This is a genomic window from Tabrizicola sp. TH137, from assembly GCF_002855575.1.
Taxonomy (GTDB): domain Bacteria; phylum Pseudomonadota; class Alphaproteobacteria; order Rhodobacterales; family Rhodobacteraceae; genus Paragemmobacter.
This window is the reverse complement of sequence record NZ_PKRQ01000002.1, coordinates 704,327-725,584: the sequence shown is the minus strand read 5'-3', so window position 1 is coordinate 725,584 and position 21,258 is coordinate 704,327. Positions and strand designations below refer to the sequence as shown.

Here is a 21,258-nt window from a genome sequence, read left to right as displayed (position 1 = left end):
CAGAAAGTGACGGGGTCTTTTCAGACGACGACCGCGCCTCCGGTTTCGGCGGGGCCGACATGGGCCCGGAAGGCGGCGAAGAGTTCGCGCCCGATGCCGAATTCATTGGCGGAGAGGTCGGCGGTGACGGGGGCGCGGCTGTCGAAATCGGGGGCGAGGACGGTGAGCGTGCCTGCGGTCGCGTCGAGGCGGATGATGTCGCCGTCGCGAAGGCGCGCGAGCGGGCCGCCGGTCGCGGCTTCGGGCGAGACATGGATGGCGGCGGGGACCTTGCCGGAGGCGCCCGACATGCGGCCATCGGTGACCAGCGCCACGCGCAGGCCGCGTTCCTGAAGCACGGAGAGGGTGGGGGTGAGCGAGTGCAGTTCGGGCATCCCGTTCGCCTGCGGGCCCTGGAAGCGGACGACGACCACGCAATCGGAGGTGAATTCGCCGCGCTTGAAGGCGGCCTTCACATCGTCCTGATCGTGGAAGATGCGGGCGGGGGCTTCGATCACATGGCGGTCGGCGGCGACGGCGGAGACCTTGATGACGCCGCGGCCGAGATTGCCGGTAAGCTGCTTGAGGCCGCCGGTCGGCTGGAAGGGATCGGCGGCGGGGCGGAGGATCTTGTCGTTGAGCGTCGCGTTGGCGCCGTCTTCCCAGGTGAGCTTGCCATCCTTCAGCTTCGGCTCCTGCCGGTAGAGCGAGAGGCCGTCGCCCGCCACCGTCTTGGCATCGGGGTGGAGGAGACCCGCGTCAAGGAGTTGGCCGATCATGTAGGAGAGGCCGCCTGCGGCGTGGAAATGGTTCACGTCGGCGAGGCCGTTGGGATAGACCTTGGCCATCAGCGGCACGGCTTCGGAAATGTCGGCGAAATCCTGAAGGTCCAGGATCACGCCCGAGGCGCGGGCCATGGCGGGCAGGTGCAGGACGAGGTTGGTGGAGCCGCCCGTGGCCATCAGGCCGACAAGGCCGTTCACATAGGCGCGTTCGTCAAGGATTTCGCCCACCGGGCGGTAATCGTTGCCGAGCGCGGTAATCTGGGCCGCGCGTTCCACCGCCGCCGTCGTCAGCGCGTCGCGCAGGGGGGTGCCGGGATGGATGAAGGAGGCGCCGGGGAGGTGGAGCCCCATGAACTCCATCAGCATCTGGTTGGTGTTCGCGGTGCCGTAGAAGGTGCAGGTGCCGGGGCCGTGATAGGAGGCCATCTCGGCGGCCATCAACTCGTCGCGCCCGATCTGGCCCGAGGCATAGGCGTTGCGGACCTTGGCCTTTTCGTCATTCGGCAGGCCCGAGGTCATGGGACCGGCGGGCACGAAGATGGAGGGCACATGGCTGAAGGTGGAGGCGGCGATGATGAGGCCGGGAACGATCTTGTCGCAGACGCCAAGGTAGAGGGCCGCGTCGAAGGTGTTGTGCGACATGGCCACGCCCGCCGCCAGCGCGATCACGTCGCGCGAGAAGAGCGACAGTTCCATCCCCGGCTGCCCCTGGGTGACGCCGTCGCACATGGCGGGGACGCCGCCCGCCACCTGGGCCGTGGCCCCGGCCTTGCGGGCGGCGGCGCGGATCAGGGCGGGATAGGTTTCAAACGGCTGATGGGCGGAGAGCATGTCGTTATAGGCGGTGACGATCCCGATATTCGGGGCGCGGCCTGCGGCGAGGCTGTCCTTGTCGGCACCCATGGCGGCATAGGCATGGGCCTGGTTGCCGCAGGCGAGGTGGCTGCGCGCCGGGCCATCCTTGGCGGCCTTGGCCATGCGCTCCAGATACCGGCCGCGGCTGTCGGCCGAACGGGCGCGGATGCGGTCGGTGACGCGGGCGATGGCGGGATGCAGCGACATGGGGCGACTCCTTCGGCGGCGGCTGGCGGGGTTGTAACAGATATTGTTAGCGCTAACAACCTCTGCAAGTGGCACGGGGCTTGCAACCGGAGGCTGTGGGTGACGGCAGGGGTTTCGGCGGATTTCCGCCTTGTTCTGCTGGGGCGATGGGCAGCGATGGGAGCGAATGTGTCTGTTTTGTCGATGGTGCGGCGGATTGTTTCCGGGACAAGCATAAACCTATGAAATGTTCTGCCGTTATCGAAATTCGGCCACATTTGCCTTCCATACGCTTGTCCCAGTGATCGGGGCAGGTGCCCCTGGAGGTGTGGACATGAACGTCTGGACGAAGTTTGCGACTCTTGGTCTTGCGCTGGCGCTTTCGGCCTGCGTGAGCAGCGAACCGGCAAGCCGGGGTGTTTCTGATGATGCGTTGACGCTGGCCTCGCGCGGGACTGGCAGCATTCCCGAAGGTGCGGGGCCGCGGGTGCTGGCACCGCTCTACACCGTGCGCGAGGTGCGGGTGAACGTGCCGCGCGACTTGCAGGTGTCGGAGGCGAATTCCTACTATCCGATGGCCGATATCGTCTGGCGCGGCGATCCCGTGGGGGACCGCTATGCCCAGATCACGGCGATCTTCGAAACGGCGGCGCAGCGGGCCACGGCCTCGATGCAGGGGCCGCGCGAGGCGATCGTGTCGATCCGGCTGGTGCGGTTCCATGGCGTGACCGAGCGGACACGCTATACCGTGGGCGGCAACCACAACATGGTCTTTGACCTGACGGTGCTGGATGCCGGGACCGGGGCCGTGATCGACGGGCCGCGCCGGATCGAGGCGGATGCCCGTGCGGCGGGCGGTCAGGCGGCGATCCAGGAGGAACTGGCCGGGCGCACCCAGAAGGTGGTGGTGACCGAGAAGCTGGTCGAGACGCTGCGGCGCGAACTTTCCGGCACGGTGACGGACCCTGCGCTGGTCGCGCGGGCGATGCAGAACCCGGCGCAACCGGTGCTTGTCACGCGCTGAGACTTTCACAATCGAGCAGGACGGGGTAAGGGGAGGGCATGATGTCCTCCCCTTCCTCATTTCCCGAAGATGGGGCCGCGGCGCGCGGCCTTCCCGTGGTGCGGCTGAAGCCCAAGGCCGAGGCGCGGGCGATCCGCCACGGCTTCCCCTGGGTCTATGCCGACGAAGTGGTGATGGATCGCCGGACGGGGAATATCCCGCCCGGCGCGCTGGCCTTGCTGGAGGATGGCGAGCGGCGGGCGCTGGGTCTGGTCACGGTCAATGTGCAGTCGAAGATCGTGGCGCGGATGATCGACCGCGATCCCGCGGCGGTGGTGGATGAGGCCTGGTTCGCGGCGCGGCTGACCCGTGCGCTGGCCCTTCGGGAGCGTCTGTTCGATGCGCCTTTCTACCGGCTGGTCCATGCCGAGGCGGATGGTCTGCCCGGTGTGGTGATCGACCGTTTCGGCGATGTGGCGGTGGTGCAGCCGAATGCGGCCTGGGCGGAGAGGCTGCTGGAGCCGCTGGTCGCGGCCTTGCGGGCGGTGACGGGGGTGGCGACGGTCGTCAAGAACGGCACGGGCCGGGCGCGGGCTCTGGAGGGGCTGGCGGAAGAGACGGTGGTCCTGTGCGGCGGGGTCGAGGGGCCGGTGCCGGTGCCGATGAACGGGGCCGTCTACATGGCGGATGTGACGGGGGGGCAGAAGACCGGCCTCTTCTATGACCAGCGGCCCAACCATGCCTTTGCGGCGCGGCTGGCGCGCGGGGCGCGGGTTCTGGATGTCTTTACCCATGTGGGGGGATTTGCCCTTGCCGCGCTGGCGGGTGGGGCGGTGTCGGCGCTGGCGGTGGATGCCTCGGCCCCGGCGCTGGCGCTGGCAGAGGCGGGGGCGAAGGCCTCGGGCGTGGCGGATCGCTTCGCCACGCGGCAGGGCGATGCCTTTGCCGTGCTGGAGGCGCTGGGCGGCGAGGGGGCGCGGTTCGATCTGGTGATCTGCGACCCGCCCGCCTTTGCGCCCGCGAAACCTGCGCTGGAGGCGGGGTTGCGCGCCTATGAGCGGATCGCGCGGCTGGCGGCGCCGCTGGTTGCGCCGGGGGGGTATCTCGTCCTCTGTTCCTGTTCCCATGCGGCGGATCTTGCGGCTTTCCGCAATGCCAGTGCACGGGGGATCGGGCGCGGGGGGCGGCGCGGGCAGCTTCTGCATACGGGCTTTGCCGGGGCGGACCATCCGATGCTGCCGCAACTGGCGGAAAGCGGTTACCTGAAGTCGCTCTTCTTCCGTCTGGATTGATGCGCGCGGTTCTGGATGCCTGCGTCCTTTACCCGCCGGTGCTGCGGGACCTGTTATTGGGTTGTGCCGAGGCGGGGCTTTATGAGCCGAAATGGTCGGAGCGCATTCTTGAGGAATGGGCGCGGGCGGTGGTGAAGCTGGGGCCGGCGGCCGAGGTGCAGGCGCGGGGCGTTGCGGTGGTGATGCGCGAGGTCTTTCCCCGTGCCATGGTGGGGGCCGCGCCGGGGATCGAGGGGCGGCTGGTGCTGCCCGATCCGAATGATGCCCATGTGCTGGCCGTGGCGATTGCCAGCGGGGCGGATGCGATTGTCACCTTCAACGCGCAGGATTTTCCCCGCCATGTGCTGGCAGGCGAAGGGGTGGATCGGCGCGACCCGGACGGGTTTCTGTGGGAGCTTTGGTCGGGCGACCCGGCAAAGGCAGGCGCGGTGATCGCGCATGTCCATGCGCGGGCCGAGGAGATGGCGGGGGGGCCCGTGTCGCTGAAGGCGCTGTTGAAGCGGGCGAGCCTGCCGCGGCTGGCGAAGGCCGTGACTCAGGAGGGCAGTCGGGCGGGTTGAAGCCAGCGGCGTTCGTTCGCCTCGATCTGCGCGATGCGGTCGGCGCTGGAGGGGTGGGAGAGCAGCCAGGCGGGCATGTCGCCCCGGTTCGCCTTGGTCATCGCATCAAGCTTGCGGAAGAGCGATTTCTGCGGCCCGGTGCCGATGCCCGATTTCAGAAGCAAAGCCGTGGCATAGGCATCCGCCTCGTATTCGTCGCGCTGCGACAGGCGGGCGGCGAGGGCGGCGGAAATGAGGTTGGCGATCCAGAAGCCGATGAAGGGCAGGAAGCGGTTCAGGACCGCCGACAGGACGACGAAGACGGCGTTCTGACCGGTGAAGTCGATCATCCGGCGGCGGGTATGGCCAAGGGCCACATGCCCCATCTCATGCGCGATGACGGCGGCGAGTTCTTCGGCCGTCACCTCGCCCCGGACCTTGCGGTTGAGGAAGCCGCGCGTCAGGAAGATGCGCCCGTCGGGGGCGGCGAGGCCGTTGACAGGTTCCACCTCGAAGACATGGACGGGGATCGACGGCAGGTCGAGGGCTGCGGCCATCCGGTCGGCGAGGCGGGTGATGGAGGGATCGGTCAGCGGGCGGGACTGCTGATCCAGCATCTTGTGCGTCCGCCAGACGGAAAAGCGGTACATCATCAGCGCATAGCCGATGGCGATGAGGGTGGGGATGATCAGCGCGGCCATGCCCAAGCATATGGGAGGGCCGCGCCGGATGGGAAGGGGCGGTCAATCACGCTCTTGCGCGTTGCGCCAGAGGATGCGGCCGAGGATCATCGCCACGACAGCCGAGGCGATGGCCGCCGCGAGATTGCCCAGCACCGCGCCGAGTTCCTGGATGTCGGAGGAAAAGGTGTAGCCCAGCCCGATATAGAGCGAGACCCAGACGCAGGTTCCGGCCATGGCGGGCAGGGTGAAGCCCGCCCAGTTGATGCGCGCCGCCCCCGCCGAGAAGTTGACATAGGGGCAAAGCGCCGAGACGAGCCAGCGCGACAGGAAGATCGCGGGCAATCGGCGCTGTTCCAGCCAGGTCACGGCGCGGTCCACCAAAGCGGCGGTGCGACGGCGGCGTTGCAGCCTTTCGATCAGGCGCGGGCCGAAGGTGCGGCCCAGCCAATAGCCCGACTGGTCGCCGAGGGCGGCCCCGGCCATCGCCCCGAGCCAGAGCGGCAGCGCCGACAGGTCGCCCGCGGCCGCGAAGGCCCCTGCCGCCAGCATGACCAGCGAGGCCGGGATGGGCAGGGCGAGGCAGGCGAGGAAATTCGTCAGCGCGATCAGCAGCGCCCCCCAGGTCGGGACGAGGGCGAGCAGGGTTTCGGTCATTCCACACCCTCCTGCGCATCCACCAGCGCCTGCACCTCGGCGATCAGGTCGGCGACGGGAAGGCCCTGTTCCTGTGCGAGGGAATAGAGCGGCTGGCGCGCATCGTCGCGGTCGGCAGTGGCAAGCACGGCGGCCAGGTCTTCGCGTTCCAGCCCGTAGGAGCGGGCGATGTAGCGCGGCGTCATCCAGCCTGCCACCGGCTTGTCGGCGCGGTTCGCAAGGATGAGCGCCATGTTCATGGCCCGCCCCGTGAAGAAGAAGCAGGCCGCCAGCGCCAGCAGGAAGGCCAGCGTCAGGATCGGGTTGCGCTGCCAGATGCGCCGGATCATCGCAACTCCTTCAACCCGCGGGCGATGCCGTCCAGCGTCATGGGCACCATGCGCGCGTTGAAGATATCGCGGATCAGGCGGATGGATTGGGTGTAAGGCCACTGCGCCTCGGGCAGGGGATTGATCCAGAGATGGCGCGGCCAGCGGGTGACGGCGCGTTCCAGCCAGACGCGGCCCGCCTCGCGGTTCCAATGTTCATTGGCGCCGCCGGGATGGGTGATCTCGTAGGGCGACATGGAGGCATCGCCTACGAAGATGCAGTGCCAGTCGGGGCCATAGGTGTTGAGCAAATCCATCGTCGGGGTCTGGTCGTCCCAGCGGCGGCGGTTGTCGCGCCAGACGCCTTCGTAAAGACAGTTGTGGAAGTAGAAGGGGGCGAGATGCTTGAATTCGGATCGGGCGGCGGAGAAGAGTTCCTCCATAACCCGGATGTAGGGGTCCATCGACCCGCCCACGTCGAGAAAAAGGATCAATTTCACGGCATTGCGGCGTTCCGGCCGGGTCTGCACGTCGAGCCAGCCGTGATCGGCGGTGGCGCGGATCGTGGCGTCGAGGTCCAGTTCCTGTTCCGCCCCGTCGCGGGCCCAGCGGCGCAGGCGGCGCAGCGCGACCTTGATATTGCGGGTGCCGAGTTCGACCCGGTCGTCGAGGTTGCGGAAATCGCGCCGGTCCCAGACCTTGACCGCGCGTTTGTGGCGGCTTTCGGCTTGCCCGATGCGCACGCCTTCGGGGTTGTAGCCATAGGCGCCGAAGGGCGAGGTTCCGGCGGTGCCGATCCATTTCGATCCGCCCTGATGGCGGGCCTTCTGTTCCTCCAGCCGCTGGCGGAGGGTTTCCATCAGCTTTTCGAACCCGCCCATGGCTTCGATCTGGGCGCGTTCCTCGGCGGTCAGATGCCGCTCGGCCAGCTTTTCCAGCCAGTCGGGGGGCAGGTCCACCGCCTCCATCAACTGATCCGGGGTGATCTGCTCCAGCCCGTTGAAGGCGGCGGCGAAGGCGCGGTCGAAGCGGTCGAGATGGCGTTCGTCCTTCACCATCGCCACGCGGGCGAGGTGGTAGAAGCCTTCGAGGTCATAGGTGACAAGGCCGGCGGCCATCCCTTCGAGGAAGGCCAGGTATTCGCGCAGGGACACGGGGATGCCTTCCTTCCGGAGCGTCTGGAAGAAGGGCAGGAACATCGGCGCGGCCTCAGAGGACGAGGCGGTCGAGGAGGAGGGTCGCGAAGAGGCCCAGAAGCGAGAAGGCAATGCCGAAGCCCGCCCCGTATTGCAGCAGGTCAAGCCGCTTGCCCCCGGCCTTGCGGGCCTTGCGGACGCCATAGACGGCCCCGAGAACGAACCCTGCGATGATGATCATGCCTTGCCCCTTGCCTTCCGGAGGGGCGGTGATCCTGCCCCTCAGCCGTCGCGCCCGCTGGCCGCCAGACCGGAAATGTCGGTCAGCCTGGCCCGCACCTCGGCCTCTGTGCCGAAGCCATAGCGCGCCCAGCCCAGACTGTCGAGACGGGCGGCCTCGGCCTCGGCGGGGCGGCCAAGGGCGGTATTGGCCTCGGAGCGGATCATCAGCAGGGTGGCGAGAAGGGCCGCATTCTCGGCCCGGCGCACCACGGGAATGGCGCGGTCGGTCAGGGCCAGCGCCTCGGCAAAGCGGCCATCGGCAAGGGCGAAGGCGGCAAGCTGCATGTCGATATGGGCGACGCGCACCTCGCCGCCCGGCAGGCGCTGCCAGATGTCCTGCGCGGCGCGGAAGGCGCGGGTGGCGGCGCCCATGTCCTTGCCCACCTGCGCGCGGCCGAGCGCGAACCAGGAGAAGGCGAGGCGGTTGTCCTGCCAGCCCTGCGCGCGGGCGATGGAGAGCATCCGGTCGGCGGCGCGGCGGCGCGCGGCATCCGAGACGCGGGGGGAAAGGGCGGTGTCCACTGCCTCGACCCAGGCGCGGGGGGCGATGGTCGCGGTGCCGCGCCCGCCGCGGCCTTCGCCGGCGGGGTTCAGCCGGGCGAGGATCTCGGGCAGGCGGGCGGCCACCTCGGCCTCGGTCATGCCGGAGGCGAGCGCGGGGTCGTAATGGATGCGCAGGACCAGCATGTCGAAGGCGGTCAGGACGGTGTGGAAATTGTCGTCGTTGAAGACGGAATCGGGCAGGCGATAGAGGTCGTTCAGCGGGCCGATGGCCTGGGCCAGTTCCTCGTGCAGGCAGTCGCGCACCTCTTGCGGCGAGGTGTCAGAGGGCACGATGATCGCGGCGCGGTCGCGCCGGGTGAGGCTGGCCCAATCGGTGGCCCCGCTTGCCCGCGCGGCACGGTATTCGGCGAAGGAGCCGACGCGCGGCACGACGAAGCAGGCCGCCGACGGGACGGCGCGGCGCATTGCCGCGCGGGGCTGGAAGTCGATGGTGATGCTGGCCGCCATGCCGCCGGGGGCCGGGCGGATGTCGATGCCAGCCTCGGCGCGGATGCGTGCCATGACGCGGGACAGGTCGGCATGGGCCGAGGGCGGCACCTGGCCTGCCAGCGCGACGGTGATCGGTCCTTCGAAGCGGGTCAGGACGGGCAGGCTGCGGCCGCTTTCCAGCCGGAAGCCGAGATCGAGGAAATCGCGGGCAATGTCGGCATTTCCGCGTGCCACCGGCTGGGTGGCATGGTTCTTGAAGCTTTGCATCGGTGCCAGCGCTGCGCCCCGCATCACGGGGGCGGCGGTGTTCATGGTGACCGGGGCGTCGGGGGTGGACTGGACACAGCCGGAAAGGACGAGGGTCAGGGCCGCGAGGGCCGGAAGAATGCGCATGAGTGGCAGCTCTGCATGAAAAGTGAACCCAAGGGCCTCGCGGCCCCACCGACATTCGGGACGGAGGAAGCGGCCCCCGCACCGTCACACCGGGAAAGGCGGCGCCCCCGCACCGCATTCCCGAAACCATTCCCGTTTCGACCATGACCTGCGCCCGGCGCGACAGCCTTGCGGCCCGCGCAGCGCGGGACGGGCGGCAGGTCAGGCCATTGGAGCACTGTCAACACGATCACCTACGAACACGGGAACGGATGCCCCCAATAGCATGTTAGCCAGTGTCGGTATCGGGACGTGCCGGTGTCAATTCCGGGAAAAGTCCGAGACGAAGGTCGGAACTACGGATCGTGGTGCCACAGGAGTTAACCCACTTCATCTGTGGCGGAATTGTGGCGGAAGATCACGGAATGTTACAAAAAAATCCGGCACTTGGCCGCAGGAGTTAAGGCAATGCGGCAGAATCGTGGCGGCGCGATGGCGAAACGGCCCGATTCGCTAGCGCCCGCTGCGGGCAATGAAGGCAAGCCTTTCGAAAAGATGAACGTCCTGTTCGTTCTTCAGCAGCGCGCCATGAAGTCGCGGCAGGGTCGGCCCGCCGTCGCGGCGCAGGTCTTCGGGCGACAGATCCTCGGCCAGCAGGAGGCGGAGCCAATCCAGCACCTCGGAGGTCGAGGGTTTCTTCTTCAGACCCGGTATGTCACGCAATTCGTAAAACTGCGTTAAGGCGGCGGTCAGAAGCGCGGGCTTGATGCCGGGGAAGTGGACTTCGACGATGGCGCGCATCGTGTCGAGGTCGGGAAAGCGGATGTAGTGGAAGAAGCAGCGGCGCAGGAAGGCGTCGGGCAGTTCCTTCTCGTTGTTCGAGGTGATGATGACCACGGGGCGATGGGCGGCGCGGATGGTTTCGCCGGTTTCGTAAACGTGGAACTCCATCCGGTCGAGTTCCTGGAGGAGGTCATTGGGAAACTCGATATCGGCCTTGTCGATCTCGTCGATCAGCAACACGACCTTCGCGGGTGCAGAAAAAGCCTGCCAGAGCTTGCCCTTGCGGATGTAGTTCGTCACGTCATGGACGCGTTCATCGCCAAGCTGGCTGTCGCGCAGGCGGCTGACGGCATCGTATTCGTAAAGGCCCTGCTGCGCCTTCGTGGTGCTTTTCACATGCCATTCGATCAGCGGCATATCCAGCGCCTGCGCCACCTGCCGGGCGAGTTCGGTCTTGCCGGTGCCGGGTTCGCCCTTCACCAGAAGGGGGCGTTCCAGCGTGACGGCGGCATTGACCGCGACGGTCAGGTCTTCGGTGGCGACGTAACCGGAGGTTGAAGAGAACTTCATGTTGTTTCGCAAGGATATCCTGGGGGCCGGGATGGACCCTAGCGGCGACAGGTTTCCGTCGCAACTGCTAGTGACAAGTGGCCCTTGATGGTCTAGATGCACCGCCAACAGGAGAGCGCCCATGCAAGCAGACCCCCTGTCGGCGCGATCCGACCAGACGGAGAGACGTGTGATGAAGCCTGAGGTGTTCCTTCCCGACGACTATCGTCCCGCCGAGGACGAGCCCTTCATGAATGATCGCCAGCTGGAATATTTCCGGCGCAAGCTGATCAACTGGAAGGCGGAGCTGCTGGAACAATCCGCCGAGACGATCGACAATCTTCAGGACAGCGCCCGCAACGTGCCGGATCTGGCCGACCGCGCCAGCGAGGAGACGGATCGCGCGCTGGAACTGCGGACGCGGGACCGGCAGCGCAAGCTGGTGGCGAAGATCGACGCCGCGCTGCGGCGGATCGAGAATGGCGAATACGGCTATTGCGAGATGACGGGCGAGCCGATCAGCCTGAAACGGCTGGATGCGCGCCCGATTGCCACCATGACGCTGGAAGCGCAGGAAAAGCACGAGCGGCGCGAGAAGGTGCACCGCGACGACTGATCGCGGCCCGAAGGCGGGGATGGGGCCTTGTTTCAGGGGCCTGCAAGAGGGACAGTGACGCCGGGCCTTGTGCCCGGCGTTTTTCGTTTTCTTCGGCTTTTCAGGGGGTTGGGATGAGCCTGATCGGGCGGCGGGTCACTGTGCTGGGCGCGGGGGTGGCGGGTCTGGCGGTGGCGCGGGCCCTGGCGATGCGCGGCGCGGCGGTGACGGTGCTGGAACAGGCCGATGCGATCCGCGAGGTGGGGGCGGGGTTGCAGGTGTCGCCCAACGGGGCGGCGGTGCTGCGGGCGCTTGGCCTTGGCGCGGCGCTGGAGGCGGTGTCGCTGCGGGCTGCGGCCGTGGTGTTGACGCATGGGCTGGACGGGGCGGCGGTGCTGCGGATGGATCTGGCCCGGCTGCGCCCCGATCAGGGCTGGCACTTCGTCCATCGGGCCGATCTGATCGCGCTGCTGCTGGAAGGGGCGCGCGAGGCGGGGGTGGAGATACGGCTGTTGCAGAAGGTGCAAGCCGTTGATCTGACGGGGGAAAGGCCTGTCGCCCTGATGGCGCAGGGCGCGCGGGTGGAGGCCGATCTGATGATCGGGGCCGATGGGTTGCATTCGGCGGCGCGGCTGGCGCTGACGGGGAAGGTGGCGCCCTTCTTCACGCATCAGGTGGCCTGGCGGGCGGTGATTCCGGGGGATGCCGCAGACCCGCCGGAGGCGGAGGTTCATATGGGGCCGGGGCGGCATCTGGTGAGCTATCCGCTGCGCGGGGGCGCCTGGCGCAATATCGTGGCGGTGGAGGAGCGGCGGCGCTGGGTCGAGGAGGGCTGGTCGCTGCGGGATGATCCGATGGAGCTGCGTCTGGCCTTTGCGGGCTTTTCGCCGCGCGTCAGGGGATGGCTGGAGCGGGTGGAGGATGTCTGGCTCTGGGGGCTGTTCCGGCATCCGGTGGCGAAGGTCTGGCACAGGGCCATGCCCTTGGGATCCTTGGCGATTCTGGGGGATGCGGCGCATCCGACGCTGCCCTTCCTGGCGCAGGGGGCGAATATGGCGCTGGAGGATGCCTGGACGCTGGCGGCGGCCCTTGCCGGGCATGACGGGGATGCGGCGGCGCTGGCGGCCTGGGAGGCGGCGCGGAAACCGCGCTGTGCGCGGATCGTGGAGGCGGCCAATGCAAATGCGCGGAATTACCATCTGACGGGGCCGAAACGGGCCGTCGGGCATGGGCTTTTGCGCCTGTCCGGCATGGTTGCGCCGGGCCTGGCGCTGAAGCGGTTCGACTGGCTTTACGGTTTTGACGCGACAGCCTGAAGGGCTGCATCGACTGTGCCGCAACTTGTGCCGCAAACTGTGCAGACGGGTGTGGCCACGCGGCGCGCGGTGGTGGCGGGGATGGTTAAGGTTAACGGGGCTGGCCTGCCTGCATCCCGCGCTGCGCCGAGGATGGGACGGGCAGCCCCGTTACGGGGGTGGCGCGGCTCACTCGTAGGTGAAGGTGCCGATCTCGCAGACATTCACCCCGCCGCGTTCCAGCACGTCGCCATCCTCGAATTCGGCGCGGAAGTCGAACATGCAATAGCCGGTGGAGTCATCGAAATTGATCACGACGGATGATCCCGAGGGCAGCACATCCTCGCCGAGGATGTCTTCCTCCCAACTGCCGGAGCCGGTGTTGGACCCGAAGAAGCGGACGATGGTGAAGCCCGTGTTGTTGACGATCGTCACCCGACGGTCGAGCGACAGGGCCGGCGCGGCGCTCGTGAAGGCGAGGGCGGCGGCGAGGGCGAGGGGGGCGAAGAGGCGCATGGCAACATCCTTGGCAGAGTCTGAAACCCAGCGGAAATTCGGATGCGGCCCGAGGGCGGGCAAGTGATATCGACAGATGGCAATGTGTAATCTTTGCCATGTGTTCTGGCCGCATCACGCAGATGTGACCGGCGCGGCTCAGGCGTCGAGGTCCACCCAGACGGGGACATGGTCGGAGGGTTTCTCGCCGCCGCGCGTGCCCTTGTCGATGCCGGCCTCGCGCAAGAGATCGGCGCATTGCGGCGACAGGAGCAGGTGGTCGATGCGGATGCCGTTGTTCCGTTCCCATGCGCCGGCCTGATAATCCCAGAAGGAGTATTGGCCGGGGCGGGGGTCGCGGGCGCGGAAGGCATCGGTCAGGCCGAGATTGACGATGCGCCGGAAGGCGGCGCGGGTTTCGGGCAGGAAGAGCGCATCGGTGAGCCAGGCATCGGGCTTGGCCGCGTCCTGCGGTTCGGGGATCACGTTGTAATCGCCGCAGAAGGCGAGGGGGTCTTCGGTCGCCAGCAGCGCCTTCACCCGCGCCTCCATCCGCGCCATCCAGGCGAGCTTGTAATCGTATTTCGGCCCCGGCGCGGGGTTGCCGTTGGGCAGGTAGAGGCCGCAGACGCGGATGGCGCGTTTTTCGCCGATCACTGTCGCCTCGATCCAGCGGGCCTGTTCGTCGGTCTCATCCCCCGGCAGGCCGCGCGTGACATCTTCCAGCGGCAGGCGGGACAGGATCGCCACGCCGTTGAAGGATTTCTGGCCATGGGTTTCGACGCGGTAGCCCATGTCTTCGAAGACCTCGCGCGGGAAGGCCTCGTCCACTGACTTGATCTCTTGCAGGCAGACGACATCCGGCGCGGACTCGCGCAGCCAGGCGGGCAGGGCCTCGATCCGGGCCTTGATGCCGTTGATGTTGAAGGTGGCGAGTTTCATGGGCGTCTCCCTGTCCCCTCCGTTCTAGGCCGGAGGGGGTGGGGGAAACAAGTCGGGGCGTTTGGATCAGGCCGTGGCGGCGAGGCCTGCGCGGGCGGCGGCGAGCCAGAGCATGTCGAGGCGGCGGAGTTCGGCCGGATCGAAGCGGTCAGCCTCTTCCCAGTAGCGGCCCGAGGGGACGCGATAGCCCAGATCATCTTCGCGCCGCAGCGCCTGATCGGCGAGGCGGAGGTCGAACGGCAGAGGGCGGGCATGGGCGGCGCGGTCGCGCGTCACGCGGGGGAAGATCAGGCGCGAGGGGCCGAAGGAGAGGTTGACCATGGCGCAGCCTTCCATCGCGGCCAGGATCATCAGGCGGGCGGATTTCGCCTCCAGGCTTTGCAGCGTGATGTCGGCGCGCAGGGGATCGGCGGTGCCCGCGCCGTAGAAATGCGTCTGGCCCTTGGGGTAATGCATGTCGCAGCCGAAGGCCGCGATGACGCGCGGTTTCAGCGCGTGCAGCGCCCAATAGGCGGTGGTGAAGGCCATGGTGCCGCCCGCATAGACGAAGCCGCCAAAGGCGTTCTGGGCGGGGACGAAATCCTCCTGCGTGACGATGCGCTGGCCGTCACCGGCGATCCCGCGCCGTTCGGCGGGGAAATCCCAGGGGTAGATGTGATGCGTCCAGTCGGGGCGCACGGCATGGGCGTTGTTGATGGCAACCACATGGTCGAAAGGGGCGCGAGGCCAGTGGGCGGCCTCGGTCACGGTCGGGCCGGAGCCGAGCATCAGGACGCAGGTCATTGAAATCTCTCCACCATCGCTGCGCGAAAGGGTAGGGCGTTGCGTCCCGAGGGCGAGAGAAAAATGCAGATATGCGGATCAGATCGAGAAGGAAGTGCCGCAACCGCATGAAGAAGTGGCGTTCGGGTTCTGGATGACGAAACGCGCGCCGATCAGTTCTTCGGTATAGTCGATCACGGCGTTTTGCAGGAAGGGCAGCGATACCGCATCGACCAGCACCCGCGCCCCGTCCTTTTCAAGGATCAGGTCATCGGCAACCGGATCGTCCAGCTTGATGTCATATTGGAAGCCCGAGCAGCCGCCACCTTCGACGGCGACGCGGAGGGCCTTTTCCTCGCCCGTCGCCTCGCAGATTTCGCGCAGCCGTGCATAGGCGCGGTCGGTGACTTTCGGGGGCAGGGCGAGGTCCATGATGAAATCCGTGGTCCTGAAGGGCTGGTTGCAATATAGGCTACGGCCAAAGGCGGAACAAGAACAGGCAGATAGTGATGCTCGCCCCCTATGCCTGCCAGCCCGGCGCGTCGCGCGGGCGGCTGCACCCGGAACGGATGTCGTCCTTCCGGTCGCCCTTTCAGCGTGACCGGGACCGGATCATCCATTCCAGCGCCTTCCGGCGGTTGAAGCACAAGACGCAGGTCTTTGTGGAACATGAGGGCGATTACTACCGCACCCGCCTGACTCATTCGATCGAGGTGGCGCAGGTGGCGCGCACGATTTCGGGCGTCTTGGGCCTGAACACCGATCTGGCCGAGGCCATAGCCTTGGCGCATGACCTGGGCCATACGCCATTCGGCCATACCGGGGAGGATGCGCTGGGTCTGCTGATGGAGCCCTATGGCGGGTTCGACCATAACGCGCAGGCCTTGCGGATCGTGACGCGGCTGGAGCGGCATTATGCCGATTTCGACGGGCTGAACCTGACATGGGAATCGCTGGAAGGCATCGCCAAGCATAACGGGCCGGTCACAGGCCCCAATGCCGACAAGAAGCATGAGGGGCCGCTGCCCTATGCGCTGGCCGAGGTGAATGCGGCCTGGGATCTGGAACTGCACACCCATGCCAGCGCCGAGGCGCAGGTGGCGGCGATTGCGGATGATGTGGCCTATTCCCATCACGATCTGCATGACGGTCTGCGGTCGGGGCTGTTCACCGAAGATGACCTGATGGAATTGCCCGTCACCGGGCCGGCCTTCGAGGAGGTGGACAGGCTTTATCCGGGGCTGGAGAAGATGCGGCGGCGGCATGAGGCGCTGCGGCGCGTGTTCGGGCGGATGGTGGAGGATGTGATCGCCGTGGCGCAGAACCGGCTGGCGGCGGCGCAGCCGAAATCGGTGGAGGATATCCGCCATCTGGGGACGACGGTGATCCGGTTTTCCAAACCGCTGTATCAGGAGTTGAAGGCGATCCGGTCCTTCCTGTTCCACCGCATGTATCGCGCGCCCTCGGTCATGGCCGAGCGGGCAAAGGTGACGCGGATCGTGAACGAGCTTTTCCCGCTGTTCCTGGCCCAGCCGGACCTTCTGCCGACGGAATGGCGCAAGGATATCGAGGCGGCGCGGGATGAGGTGACGCTGGCGCGGATCGTGGCGGATTACGTGGCGGGGATGACGGACCGCTTCGCCATCCAGGAACATGCGCGGCTGTTGGGGGGCGGGGCGTGAGATATCTGTGGGCGGCGATGCTGCTGCTGGGGTCCGGGCCTGCGGTGGCGCAGATGCTGGACACGGGTGAGGCGTGGCGCAGCCTGCCCTTCACGGTGAGGGAGGGCAAGCCGATGCTGCCCGTGACCGTGGCGGGGCAGGACGGGGTGATGATGTTCGACCTTGGCACGCCGTCGCCCGTGTTCCTGAACCGGGGCGCGGCTGATCTGGCGCCGGGGCAGGAGGTGGCGCGGGGCTTCGCCGCCTCGGGGCAGGAGATCGTGGTGCATCTGCATGACGCGCCCGAGCTTGCCGTGGCGGGGCAGGCGCTGCCCCTGCCCGCCAAGGTGCAGAGCGGCGATTTCAGCTTTGCCGAAGGGGCCTTCGGGGCGGAGTTCATGGGTTTTGTCGGGTTGCCTGCGGTGGAGGGTCATGGCCTGCTGCTGGATTACGGGCGGTCTCTGCTGACCGTGATCGCTGTGGCAGAGGATGGGGGGATGGCGCTGCCGCCGCCTGACCCGACCGAGGTGGTCGCGACGCTGGACTTCCTGCTTTTCCCCGAGGAACTGCCTCTGGCCGTGGGGCGGATCGGCGAGCTTCCGATCCAGATCAGCCTTGATTCCGGCGACAGCGGCACCGCCTATCTGACGGCGGCGACGCGCGGGCGGCTGATGGCGGCGGGGCTGCTGGCCGAAGGGGCGACGGGGCTTTGGGAATTGTCGGGGCTGACGCTGGGCGGGGCGCTGATGCTGCCCCAGCCCGTGGCCCTGATCGAGGCCGGGGGGGAAGAGGATCGGCGCAATCGCGGCCGGCCTGACGAGCTGCGCCTCGGCGCGGCCTTCTTCGCGGCCTATCCGACGCTGTGGAACTTTCCGGCGCGGCGGGTGATGATCCTGCGCCCGGATGCGGCCATCCTTGCAGCCCCGGCACCCTGAGGCGGCAGTCTGGCCGGGTCTGCGGCCCGGTCAGGCCGTGCGGCGGAAGGCGGCGAGCCAGAGCAGCGCGAGGAAGACCGACAGGACGACGTTCCAGCCCGCCATGGACAGGCCGAACATGGACCAGGCGATTTCGTCGCAGCGGACGACCGCGCCCACATCCACATCGGGGTTGAGCAGATCGGCGGTGGAGATGCCCGCGATGGAGCCGGCGCTGCACGAGGCCAGGCCCTGCCACCAGCCCTGTTCGACGCCGACATGAAAGGCGCCGATCCCCGCCGCCGTCAGCGCGGCCAGCGCGCCCAGCAGGGGCAGGGCGCGACCGGCGATCCCGCGCGGCAGGAGCAGGGCCAGCAGGCCGATGAGGATGGCGGCGGCATGGGGCCAGCGCTGCCAGAGGCAGAGCTGGCAGGGCGCGAGCCCGGCCAGATACTGGAAGCCGAAGGCCGCAGCCAGCACGGCGGCAGAGCCCCCGGCGGCAAGAAGGACGGTGAAGGCGCGGGTATCGGTGATCATGGCCCTGTTGAACAGGAGCGCGCGCCGAAAGGCAAGCCCGTGGCAGGGCGGGTGGAAATGCGGCTTTGCCGCAGCGGCCAAGGCATGGTTAACATTGCGGAGGGCGGTGCGGGAGAAGACGGATGCAGTGGCGCGGGCGCAGGGGCAGCGAGAATGTCGAGGACCGCCGCCGTCTGGGCGGGGCCGGGGGCGGGCGCGGCGTGGGCATCGGCGGGGCGGGGGTGATCGTCCTCCTGCTGCTGGGCTGGTTCCTCGGCGTGGATGTTACGCCGCTGCTGCAACAGGCGCAGGACCCGGCCGCGATCGGCGGCGAGGCCCTGACGGCCGAGGATGTGGCGATGGGCGATTTCGTCTCGGTCACCCTTGCCGATACCGAAGAGGTCTGGGCGGCGCTGTTCGAAGAGCAGATCGGGCAGGATTACCGCCCGGTGACGCTGGTTCTGTTCAAGGGCCATACCGGCTCGGCCTGCGGCGGGGCTTCGGAGGCGACGGGACCCTTCTACTGCCCGCTGGACCGCAAGGTCTATCTCGACACCGCCTTTTTCACCCTGCTGGAAGAGCGGATGGGCGCGGGCGGCGATTTCGCCGCGGCCTATGTGGTGGCGCATGAGGTGGGCCATCATGTGCAGAACGAACTGGGCATCCTGGAACAGACCACACGGCTGCGCCAGCAGGTGAGCGAGGTGCAGGCGAACGAGATTTCGGTGCGGGTGGAACTGATGGCCGATTGTCTGGCCGGTGTCTGGGCGCATGAGGCGGCGGCGCGGTTCGGGTCGATCGAACGGGGCGATGTGGAAGAGGCGATGAATGCCGCCGCGCGGATTGGCGACGACACGCTGGCGCGCGAGGCCGGGCGGCGACCGATGCCCGACAGCTTTACCCATGGCACGAGCGAACAGCGGATGCGCTGGTTCGTCACCGGGCAGGCCTCCGGCCTGATCCAGAGCTGCGACACCTTCCGCGCCGCACGCCTGTAGCGCCCGCACGGCGTTGACGCAGGCGGTGCGAGCGGCTAGACCGCGCATCAGGTGGCCCGAGTGGCGGAATGGTAGACGCAGCGGATTCAAAATCCGTCGCCGCAAGGCATGTCGGTTCGAGTCCGACCTTGGGCACCACCTTCAACTTCCCCGGATGGATCGAAATTCCAGCGGCAGCCTGCAACGGGCGGTCATGGGAAAGGCACGCCCTGCCGGGCGTGCCCTTGTGATGTGGGGTTTCCTGCGCTGCGATCAGGCGGCGCGGAGGAACTGGCGCTCTTCCGGCAGCTCTTCCTGCGAGACCAGATCGACCTGCGCGGCAGCAGAGGCGTTCTGCTGGATCACCGCGTCGAGATCGCGGATCGCCTCGTTGATCTGTTCGATGCCGATGCTCTGCTCGCTGGAGGCGGCGCTGATGCCCTGCACGAGGTTCGCGGTCTGCTGGATCGCCGGCACCAGTGCGGCCAGTTTCTCGCCCGCCTTGCGGCTGACCTGAAGGGTGGTGCCGGAAAGCTGGCTGATCTCGGCGGCGGCCTGCTGGCTGCGTTCGGCAAGCTTGCGCACCTCGGAGGCGACGACGGCAAAGCCCTGGCCGTGCTGGCCCGCCCGCGCCGCCTCGACCGCCGCATTGAGGGCGAGGAGGTCGGTCTGGCGGGCGATTTCGCGGATGATGGTGATCTTTTCGGTGATCATCGTCACTGCCTTGACGGCATCGGTCACCACCGCCCCGGTTTCCGCCGCATCATTGGCGGCCTGGAGCGCGATGGATTCGGTCTGGGCCGCGTTGTCGGCGGATTGGCGGATATTGGCGCGCATCTCTTCCATCGAGGCGCTGGCCTTTTCGGCGGCGGCGGCCTGTTCGGTGGCGCCCTTGCTGAGCTGGGCCATCAGGCGATCCATCTCGGCCCGGCGCTGTTCGCGTTCGGCGGCCTGGGCATCGGCGATCCGGGCCAGGCGCGCGCCTTCGCGCAGGTCGTCGCGCAGCTTGATGCAGGCGGTGGTCAGTTCGCCCACCTCATCCTTCGTGGCGACGGGGCGGATTTCGGCGTCATAGTCACGCTCCTTCAGGCGGTTCACGCTGTTGGCCAGCGTCCGCACCGGGCGCATCGTCCGGTTGATCAGGAAGAAGCAGGCGATGGAGGCCACGAGGTTGAGCGCCAGCATGACGAGGGTAAGCTGGATCGTGGTTTCGCGCAGCGACGTGTTCAGTTCGGCGATGGACTTGCCGACGCCGACAGACCCCACGATTTCTCCCGCCGCGTTATAGACGGGTTCATAACGGGTCAGGTGCACCTCGCCGAGGATCAAGCCGTCGCCGATATAGATTTCGTCACGCAACAGCGCGGCGGTGGCGGGGCCGGTCGGATCGAGCGGCGAGCCGACGGCGCGGGTGCCATCCTTGGCGGTGACGCTGGTCATCACGCGGACGAATTCCTGCTTGGCCGGGTCGAGGCGGAAATAGGTCACATGCACGCCCATGCCTGCATAGATGGTGTCGGTCACGGATTCCGAGATGGCGACCTTGCTGTCATCGACGATGAGGCTGTTGACGCGCCCCTCGATCGGGGTGCCGAGGGTGAAGCCCTCCGCCTGGACCGGCAGATTGTGCGACAGCGCCCAGATCGCCGAATTGACCCTTTCATTGGCGAAGTCGCGCAATTCCCTTTCCTTCTGGGAGAGGACGACCGCCAGCAGCGCCGCCGTGACGAGGATCATGGCGGTGAAGAGAAGGGCCAGCAGTCGAGTTCTGAGAGAAAGTCGGGACAGGAAGGTCATGCTTCGGGGCTCCGGAATGATAACTCTTTCGAAACCCTGAGAACGGCTTGCAATCGCAAGGCGATAGGCGATCACGGAAATGTCATGACCCGGAGATGCCCAGAAGTACCCGGGGGCGGCGCCTGCTGCCTGCGGCCTTGCCGGTCAGCCTTGGGGGCGGAGCGCGGTCTGCGCGGCGCGCCAGGCGGCCCAGTCTTCGGGCGTGTCGAGATCGGTGGTGGCATGGCGGCCGGGCAAGGGCACAAGCCGCAGCCGGGCGCGGTGGCGGATCAGCACGCTGCGCGCGCCTTCGTCGCCCTGAAGCGTCATCAGATCGTCGCGCAGGTCGGGGGGGAAGCAGACGGGATGGCCGGGGGTGCCGTCTTCGGCGGCGCCCCGCAGTATGGCCTCGGGTTCGGCCCGCCACTGGTCGCGCAGGGTGATCAGGTCGGCGGCGGTGAGATCGGGCAGATCGGCGAGAAGGAGCATGACGCCCGCGCCGGGGGGCAGGGCGGCGAGGCCGGTCTTCAGGCTTTCGGCCATGCCCTTGCCCGGGTCCGGCACGGTGACGTGGCGGAGGTCCAGCCCCGCCAGGGCGGCGCGGCGGGCGGGGCGGTCCGGGGGCAGGGCGACGGTGACGGGCAGGCCGGTGGCGAGGGCGGCGCGGGCGATGCGGGCCAGCAGCGCCTCGCCCGCCACCTGTTCCAGCAGCTTGTCGCGGCCGCGCATCCGCGCGGCGGCACCTGCGGCGAGGAGAAGGATATGGGCGTCCATGGCGCGACGTTCCCAAGCCGTGGCGCGGGCGTCAAGCGGGGATCAGGCGGCGCGGCGTGCCGCCGCAAGCCTTTCCTCTCGCCTGCGCGCGTGCCGCGCGTCCGGCTCGGGCGTCTTGAGTATTTGGGCCAAGATGAAGACCTGCCCCTTCA

The 21,258-nt window shown here is 67.7% G+C and carries 23 protein-coding genes and 1 tRNA gene; 9 read left to right on the top strand and 15 right to left on the bottom strand.

Annotated elements, in window-relative coordinates; genetic code table 11:
* Nucleotides 1-20: 20 nt before the first annotated feature.
* Nucleotides 21-1,826, bottom strand: coding sequence for a phosphogluconate dehydratase (edd, locus tag C0V75_RS08940; protein ID WP_101920524.1), 1,806 nt, complete (start codon nucleotides 1,824-1,826; stop codon nucleotides 21-23).
* Between the two features lie 313 nt (nucleotides 1,827-2,139).
* Here edd and C0V75_RS08935 point away from each other — a divergent pair, with 313 nt between their 5' ends.
* The 3 genes from C0V75_RS08935 to C0V75_RS08925 are packed head-to-tail and all read left to right on the top strand — an operon-like array spanning nucleotide 2,140 to nucleotide 4,660.
* On the top strand, nucleotides 2,140-2,829 hold the full coding sequence (locus tag C0V75_RS08935; RefSeq protein ID WP_101920523.1) for a DUF6778 family protein: 690 nt from the start codon (nucleotides 2,140-2,142) through the stop codon (nucleotides 2,827-2,829).
* A 41-nt stretch (nucleotides 2,830-2,870) separates the two neighbouring features.
* Nucleotides 2,871-4,100, top strand: a complete 1,230-nt coding sequence (locus tag C0V75_RS08930) for an RSP_2647 family RNA methyltransferase (protein ID WP_101920785.1) — start codon at nucleotides 2,871-2,873, stop codon at nucleotides 4,098-4,100.
* Complete coding sequence (locus C0V75_RS08925; RefSeq protein ID WP_101920522.1) at nucleotides 4,100-4,660, top strand: RSP_2648 family PIN domain-containing protein; 561 nt, start codon at nucleotides 4,100-4,102, stop codon at nucleotides 4,658-4,660. Before C0V75_RS08930 ends, C0V75_RS08925 begins: the two co-directional genes overlap by 1 nt.
* Here the strand turns inward: C0V75_RS08925 and C0V75_RS08920 are convergent.
* The 7 genes from C0V75_RS08920 to C0V75_RS08895 all read right to left on the bottom strand — a co-directional run bounded on the left by C0V75_RS08920 (nucleotide 4,636) and on the right by C0V75_RS08895 (nucleotide 10,420).
* A complete protein-coding gene (locus tag C0V75_RS08920) occupies nucleotides 4,636-5,340 on the bottom strand; it encodes a M48 family metallopeptidase (RefSeq protein ID WP_101920521.1) in 705 nt (234 codons plus the stop codon). The genes C0V75_RS08925 and C0V75_RS08920 overlap by 25 nt on opposite strands.
* A 42-nt stretch (nucleotides 5,341-5,382) precedes the next feature.
* Entirely contained in the window at nucleotides 5,383-5,976 is a 594-nt protein-coding gene (locus C0V75_RS08915) for a DedA family protein (RefSeq protein ID WP_101920520.1), read from the bottom strand.
* Entirely contained in the window at nucleotides 5,973-6,305 is a 333-nt protein-coding gene (locus tag C0V75_RS08910; RefSeq protein WP_101920519.1) for a hypothetical protein, read from the bottom strand. The genes C0V75_RS08915 and C0V75_RS08910 overlap by 4 nt, the downstream gene beginning before the upstream one ends.
* A complete protein-coding gene (locus C0V75_RS08905; protein WP_101920518.1) occupies nucleotides 6,302-7,483 on the bottom strand; it encodes a VWA domain-containing protein in 1,182 nt (393 codons plus the stop codon). The genes C0V75_RS08910 and C0V75_RS08905 overlap by 4 nt, the downstream gene beginning before the upstream one ends.
* A gap of 10 nt (nucleotides 7,484-7,493) precedes the next feature.
* Entirely contained in the window at nucleotides 7,494-7,661 is a 168-nt protein-coding gene (locus tag C0V75_RS23165; RefSeq protein ID WP_173861058.1) for a hypothetical protein, read from the bottom strand.
* 41 nt (nucleotides 7,662-7,702) lie between these two features.
* The gene (locus C0V75_RS08900) at nucleotides 7,703-9,088 is read right to left on the bottom strand and encodes a DUF2927 domain-containing protein (protein ID WP_101920517.1); all 1,386 of its coding nucleotides are present in this window, start codon (nucleotides 9,086-9,088) and stop codon (nucleotides 7,703-7,705) included.
* Between the two features lie 492 nt (nucleotides 9,089-9,580).
* Nucleotides 9,581-10,420 (bottom strand): MoxR family ATPase, encoded by an 840-nt coding sequence (locus C0V75_RS08895; protein ID WP_101920516.1) that lies wholly within the window; start codon nucleotides 10,418-10,420, stop codon nucleotides 9,581-9,583.
* A gap of 172 nt (nucleotides 10,421-10,592) precedes the next feature.
* Here C0V75_RS08895 and dksA point away from each other — a divergent pair, with 172 nt between their 5' ends.
* Nucleotides 10,593-11,015 carry an RNA polymerase-binding protein DksA gene (gene dksA / locus C0V75_RS08890; RefSeq protein WP_101920515.1) on the top strand — a complete coding sequence of 141 codons (423 nt, stop codon included), beginning with the start codon at nucleotides 10,593-10,595 and terminating at the stop codon, nucleotides 11,013-11,015.
* Between the two features lie 113 nt (nucleotides 11,016-11,128).
* Nucleotides 11,129-12,310 (top strand): FAD-dependent monooxygenase, encoded by a 1,182-nt coding sequence (locus C0V75_RS08885; protein ID WP_101920514.1) that lies wholly within the window; start codon nucleotides 11,129-11,131, stop codon nucleotides 12,308-12,310.
* Nucleotides 12,311-12,478: 168 nt separating this feature from the next.
* On the opposite strand, the gene C0V75_RS08880 is transcribed toward C0V75_RS08885, so the two are convergent.
* The 4 genes from C0V75_RS08880 to erpA form a co-directional block, all read right to left on the bottom strand.
* Nucleotides 12,479-12,805, bottom strand: coding sequence for a hypothetical protein (locus tag C0V75_RS08880; RefSeq protein ID WP_101920513.1), 327 nt, complete (start codon nucleotides 12,803-12,805; stop codon nucleotides 12,479-12,481).
* 138 nt (nucleotides 12,806-12,943) lie between these two features.
* Nucleotides 12,944-13,726 (bottom strand): exodeoxyribonuclease III, encoded by a 783-nt coding sequence (gene xth / locus C0V75_RS08875; RefSeq protein ID WP_101920512.1) that lies wholly within the window; start codon nucleotides 13,724-13,726, stop codon nucleotides 12,944-12,946.
* Nucleotides 13,727-13,792: 66 nt separating this feature from the next.
* Nucleotides 13,793-14,509 (bottom strand): hypothetical protein, encoded by a 717-nt coding sequence (locus C0V75_RS08870; RefSeq protein ID WP_101920511.1) that lies wholly within the window; start codon nucleotides 14,507-14,509, stop codon nucleotides 13,793-13,795.
* A 78-nt stretch (nucleotides 14,510-14,587) separates the two neighbouring features.
* A complete protein-coding gene (gene erpA, locus C0V75_RS08865; RefSeq protein WP_101920510.1) occupies nucleotides 14,588-14,920 on the bottom strand; it encodes an iron-sulfur cluster insertion protein ErpA in 333 nt (110 codons plus the stop codon).
* A gap of 77 nt (nucleotides 14,921-14,997) precedes the next feature.
* Between erpA and C0V75_RS08860 the strand changes: the two genes are divergently transcribed.
* Together C0V75_RS08860 and C0V75_RS08855 are read left to right on the top strand one after the other, a co-directional pair.
* Nucleotides 14,998-16,170 (top strand): deoxyguanosinetriphosphate triphosphohydrolase, encoded by a 1,173-nt coding sequence (locus C0V75_RS08860; RefSeq protein ID WP_101920509.1) that lies wholly within the window; start codon nucleotides 14,998-15,000, stop codon nucleotides 16,168-16,170.
* Nucleotides 16,167-17,084, top strand: a complete 918-nt coding sequence (locus C0V75_RS08855; protein WP_101920508.1) for a hypothetical protein — start codon at nucleotides 16,167-16,169, stop codon at nucleotides 17,082-17,084. The genes C0V75_RS08860 and C0V75_RS08855 overlap by 4 nt, the downstream gene beginning before the upstream one ends.
* Nucleotides 17,085-17,114: 30 nt before the next feature.
* Here C0V75_RS08855 and C0V75_RS08850 read toward each other — a convergent pair whose 3' ends face one another.
* Nucleotides 17,115-17,600, bottom strand: a complete 486-nt coding sequence (locus C0V75_RS08850) for a disulfide bond formation protein B (protein ID WP_101920507.1) — start codon at nucleotides 17,598-17,600, stop codon at nucleotides 17,115-17,117.
* Nucleotides 17,601-17,722: 122 nt separating this feature from the next.
* Here C0V75_RS08850 and C0V75_RS08845 point away from each other — a divergent pair, with 122 nt between their 5' ends.
* Entirely contained in the window at nucleotides 17,723-18,577 is an 855-nt protein-coding gene (locus tag C0V75_RS08845; protein ID WP_101920506.1) for a neutral zinc metallopeptidase, read from the top strand.
* 54 nt (nucleotides 18,578-18,631) lie between these two features.
* A tRNA-Leu gene (locus C0V75_RS08840) sits at nucleotides 18,632-18,715 on the top strand.
* 114 nt (nucleotides 18,716-18,829) lie between these two features.
* On the opposite strand, the gene C0V75_RS08835 is transcribed toward C0V75_RS08840, so the two are convergent.
* Nucleotides 18,830-20,353 (bottom strand): methyl-accepting chemotaxis protein, encoded by a 1,524-nt coding sequence (locus C0V75_RS08835; RefSeq protein ID WP_101920505.1) that lies wholly within the window; start codon nucleotides 20,351-20,353, stop codon nucleotides 18,830-18,832.
* A 144-nt stretch (nucleotides 20,354-20,497) separates the two neighbouring features.
* The gene (locus tag C0V75_RS08830; protein WP_101920504.1) at nucleotides 20,498-21,106 is read right to left on the bottom strand and encodes an NTP transferase domain-containing protein; all 609 of its coding nucleotides are present in this window, start codon (nucleotides 21,104-21,106) and stop codon (nucleotides 20,498-20,500) included.
* Nucleotides 21,107-21,258: the final 152 nt, after the last annotated feature.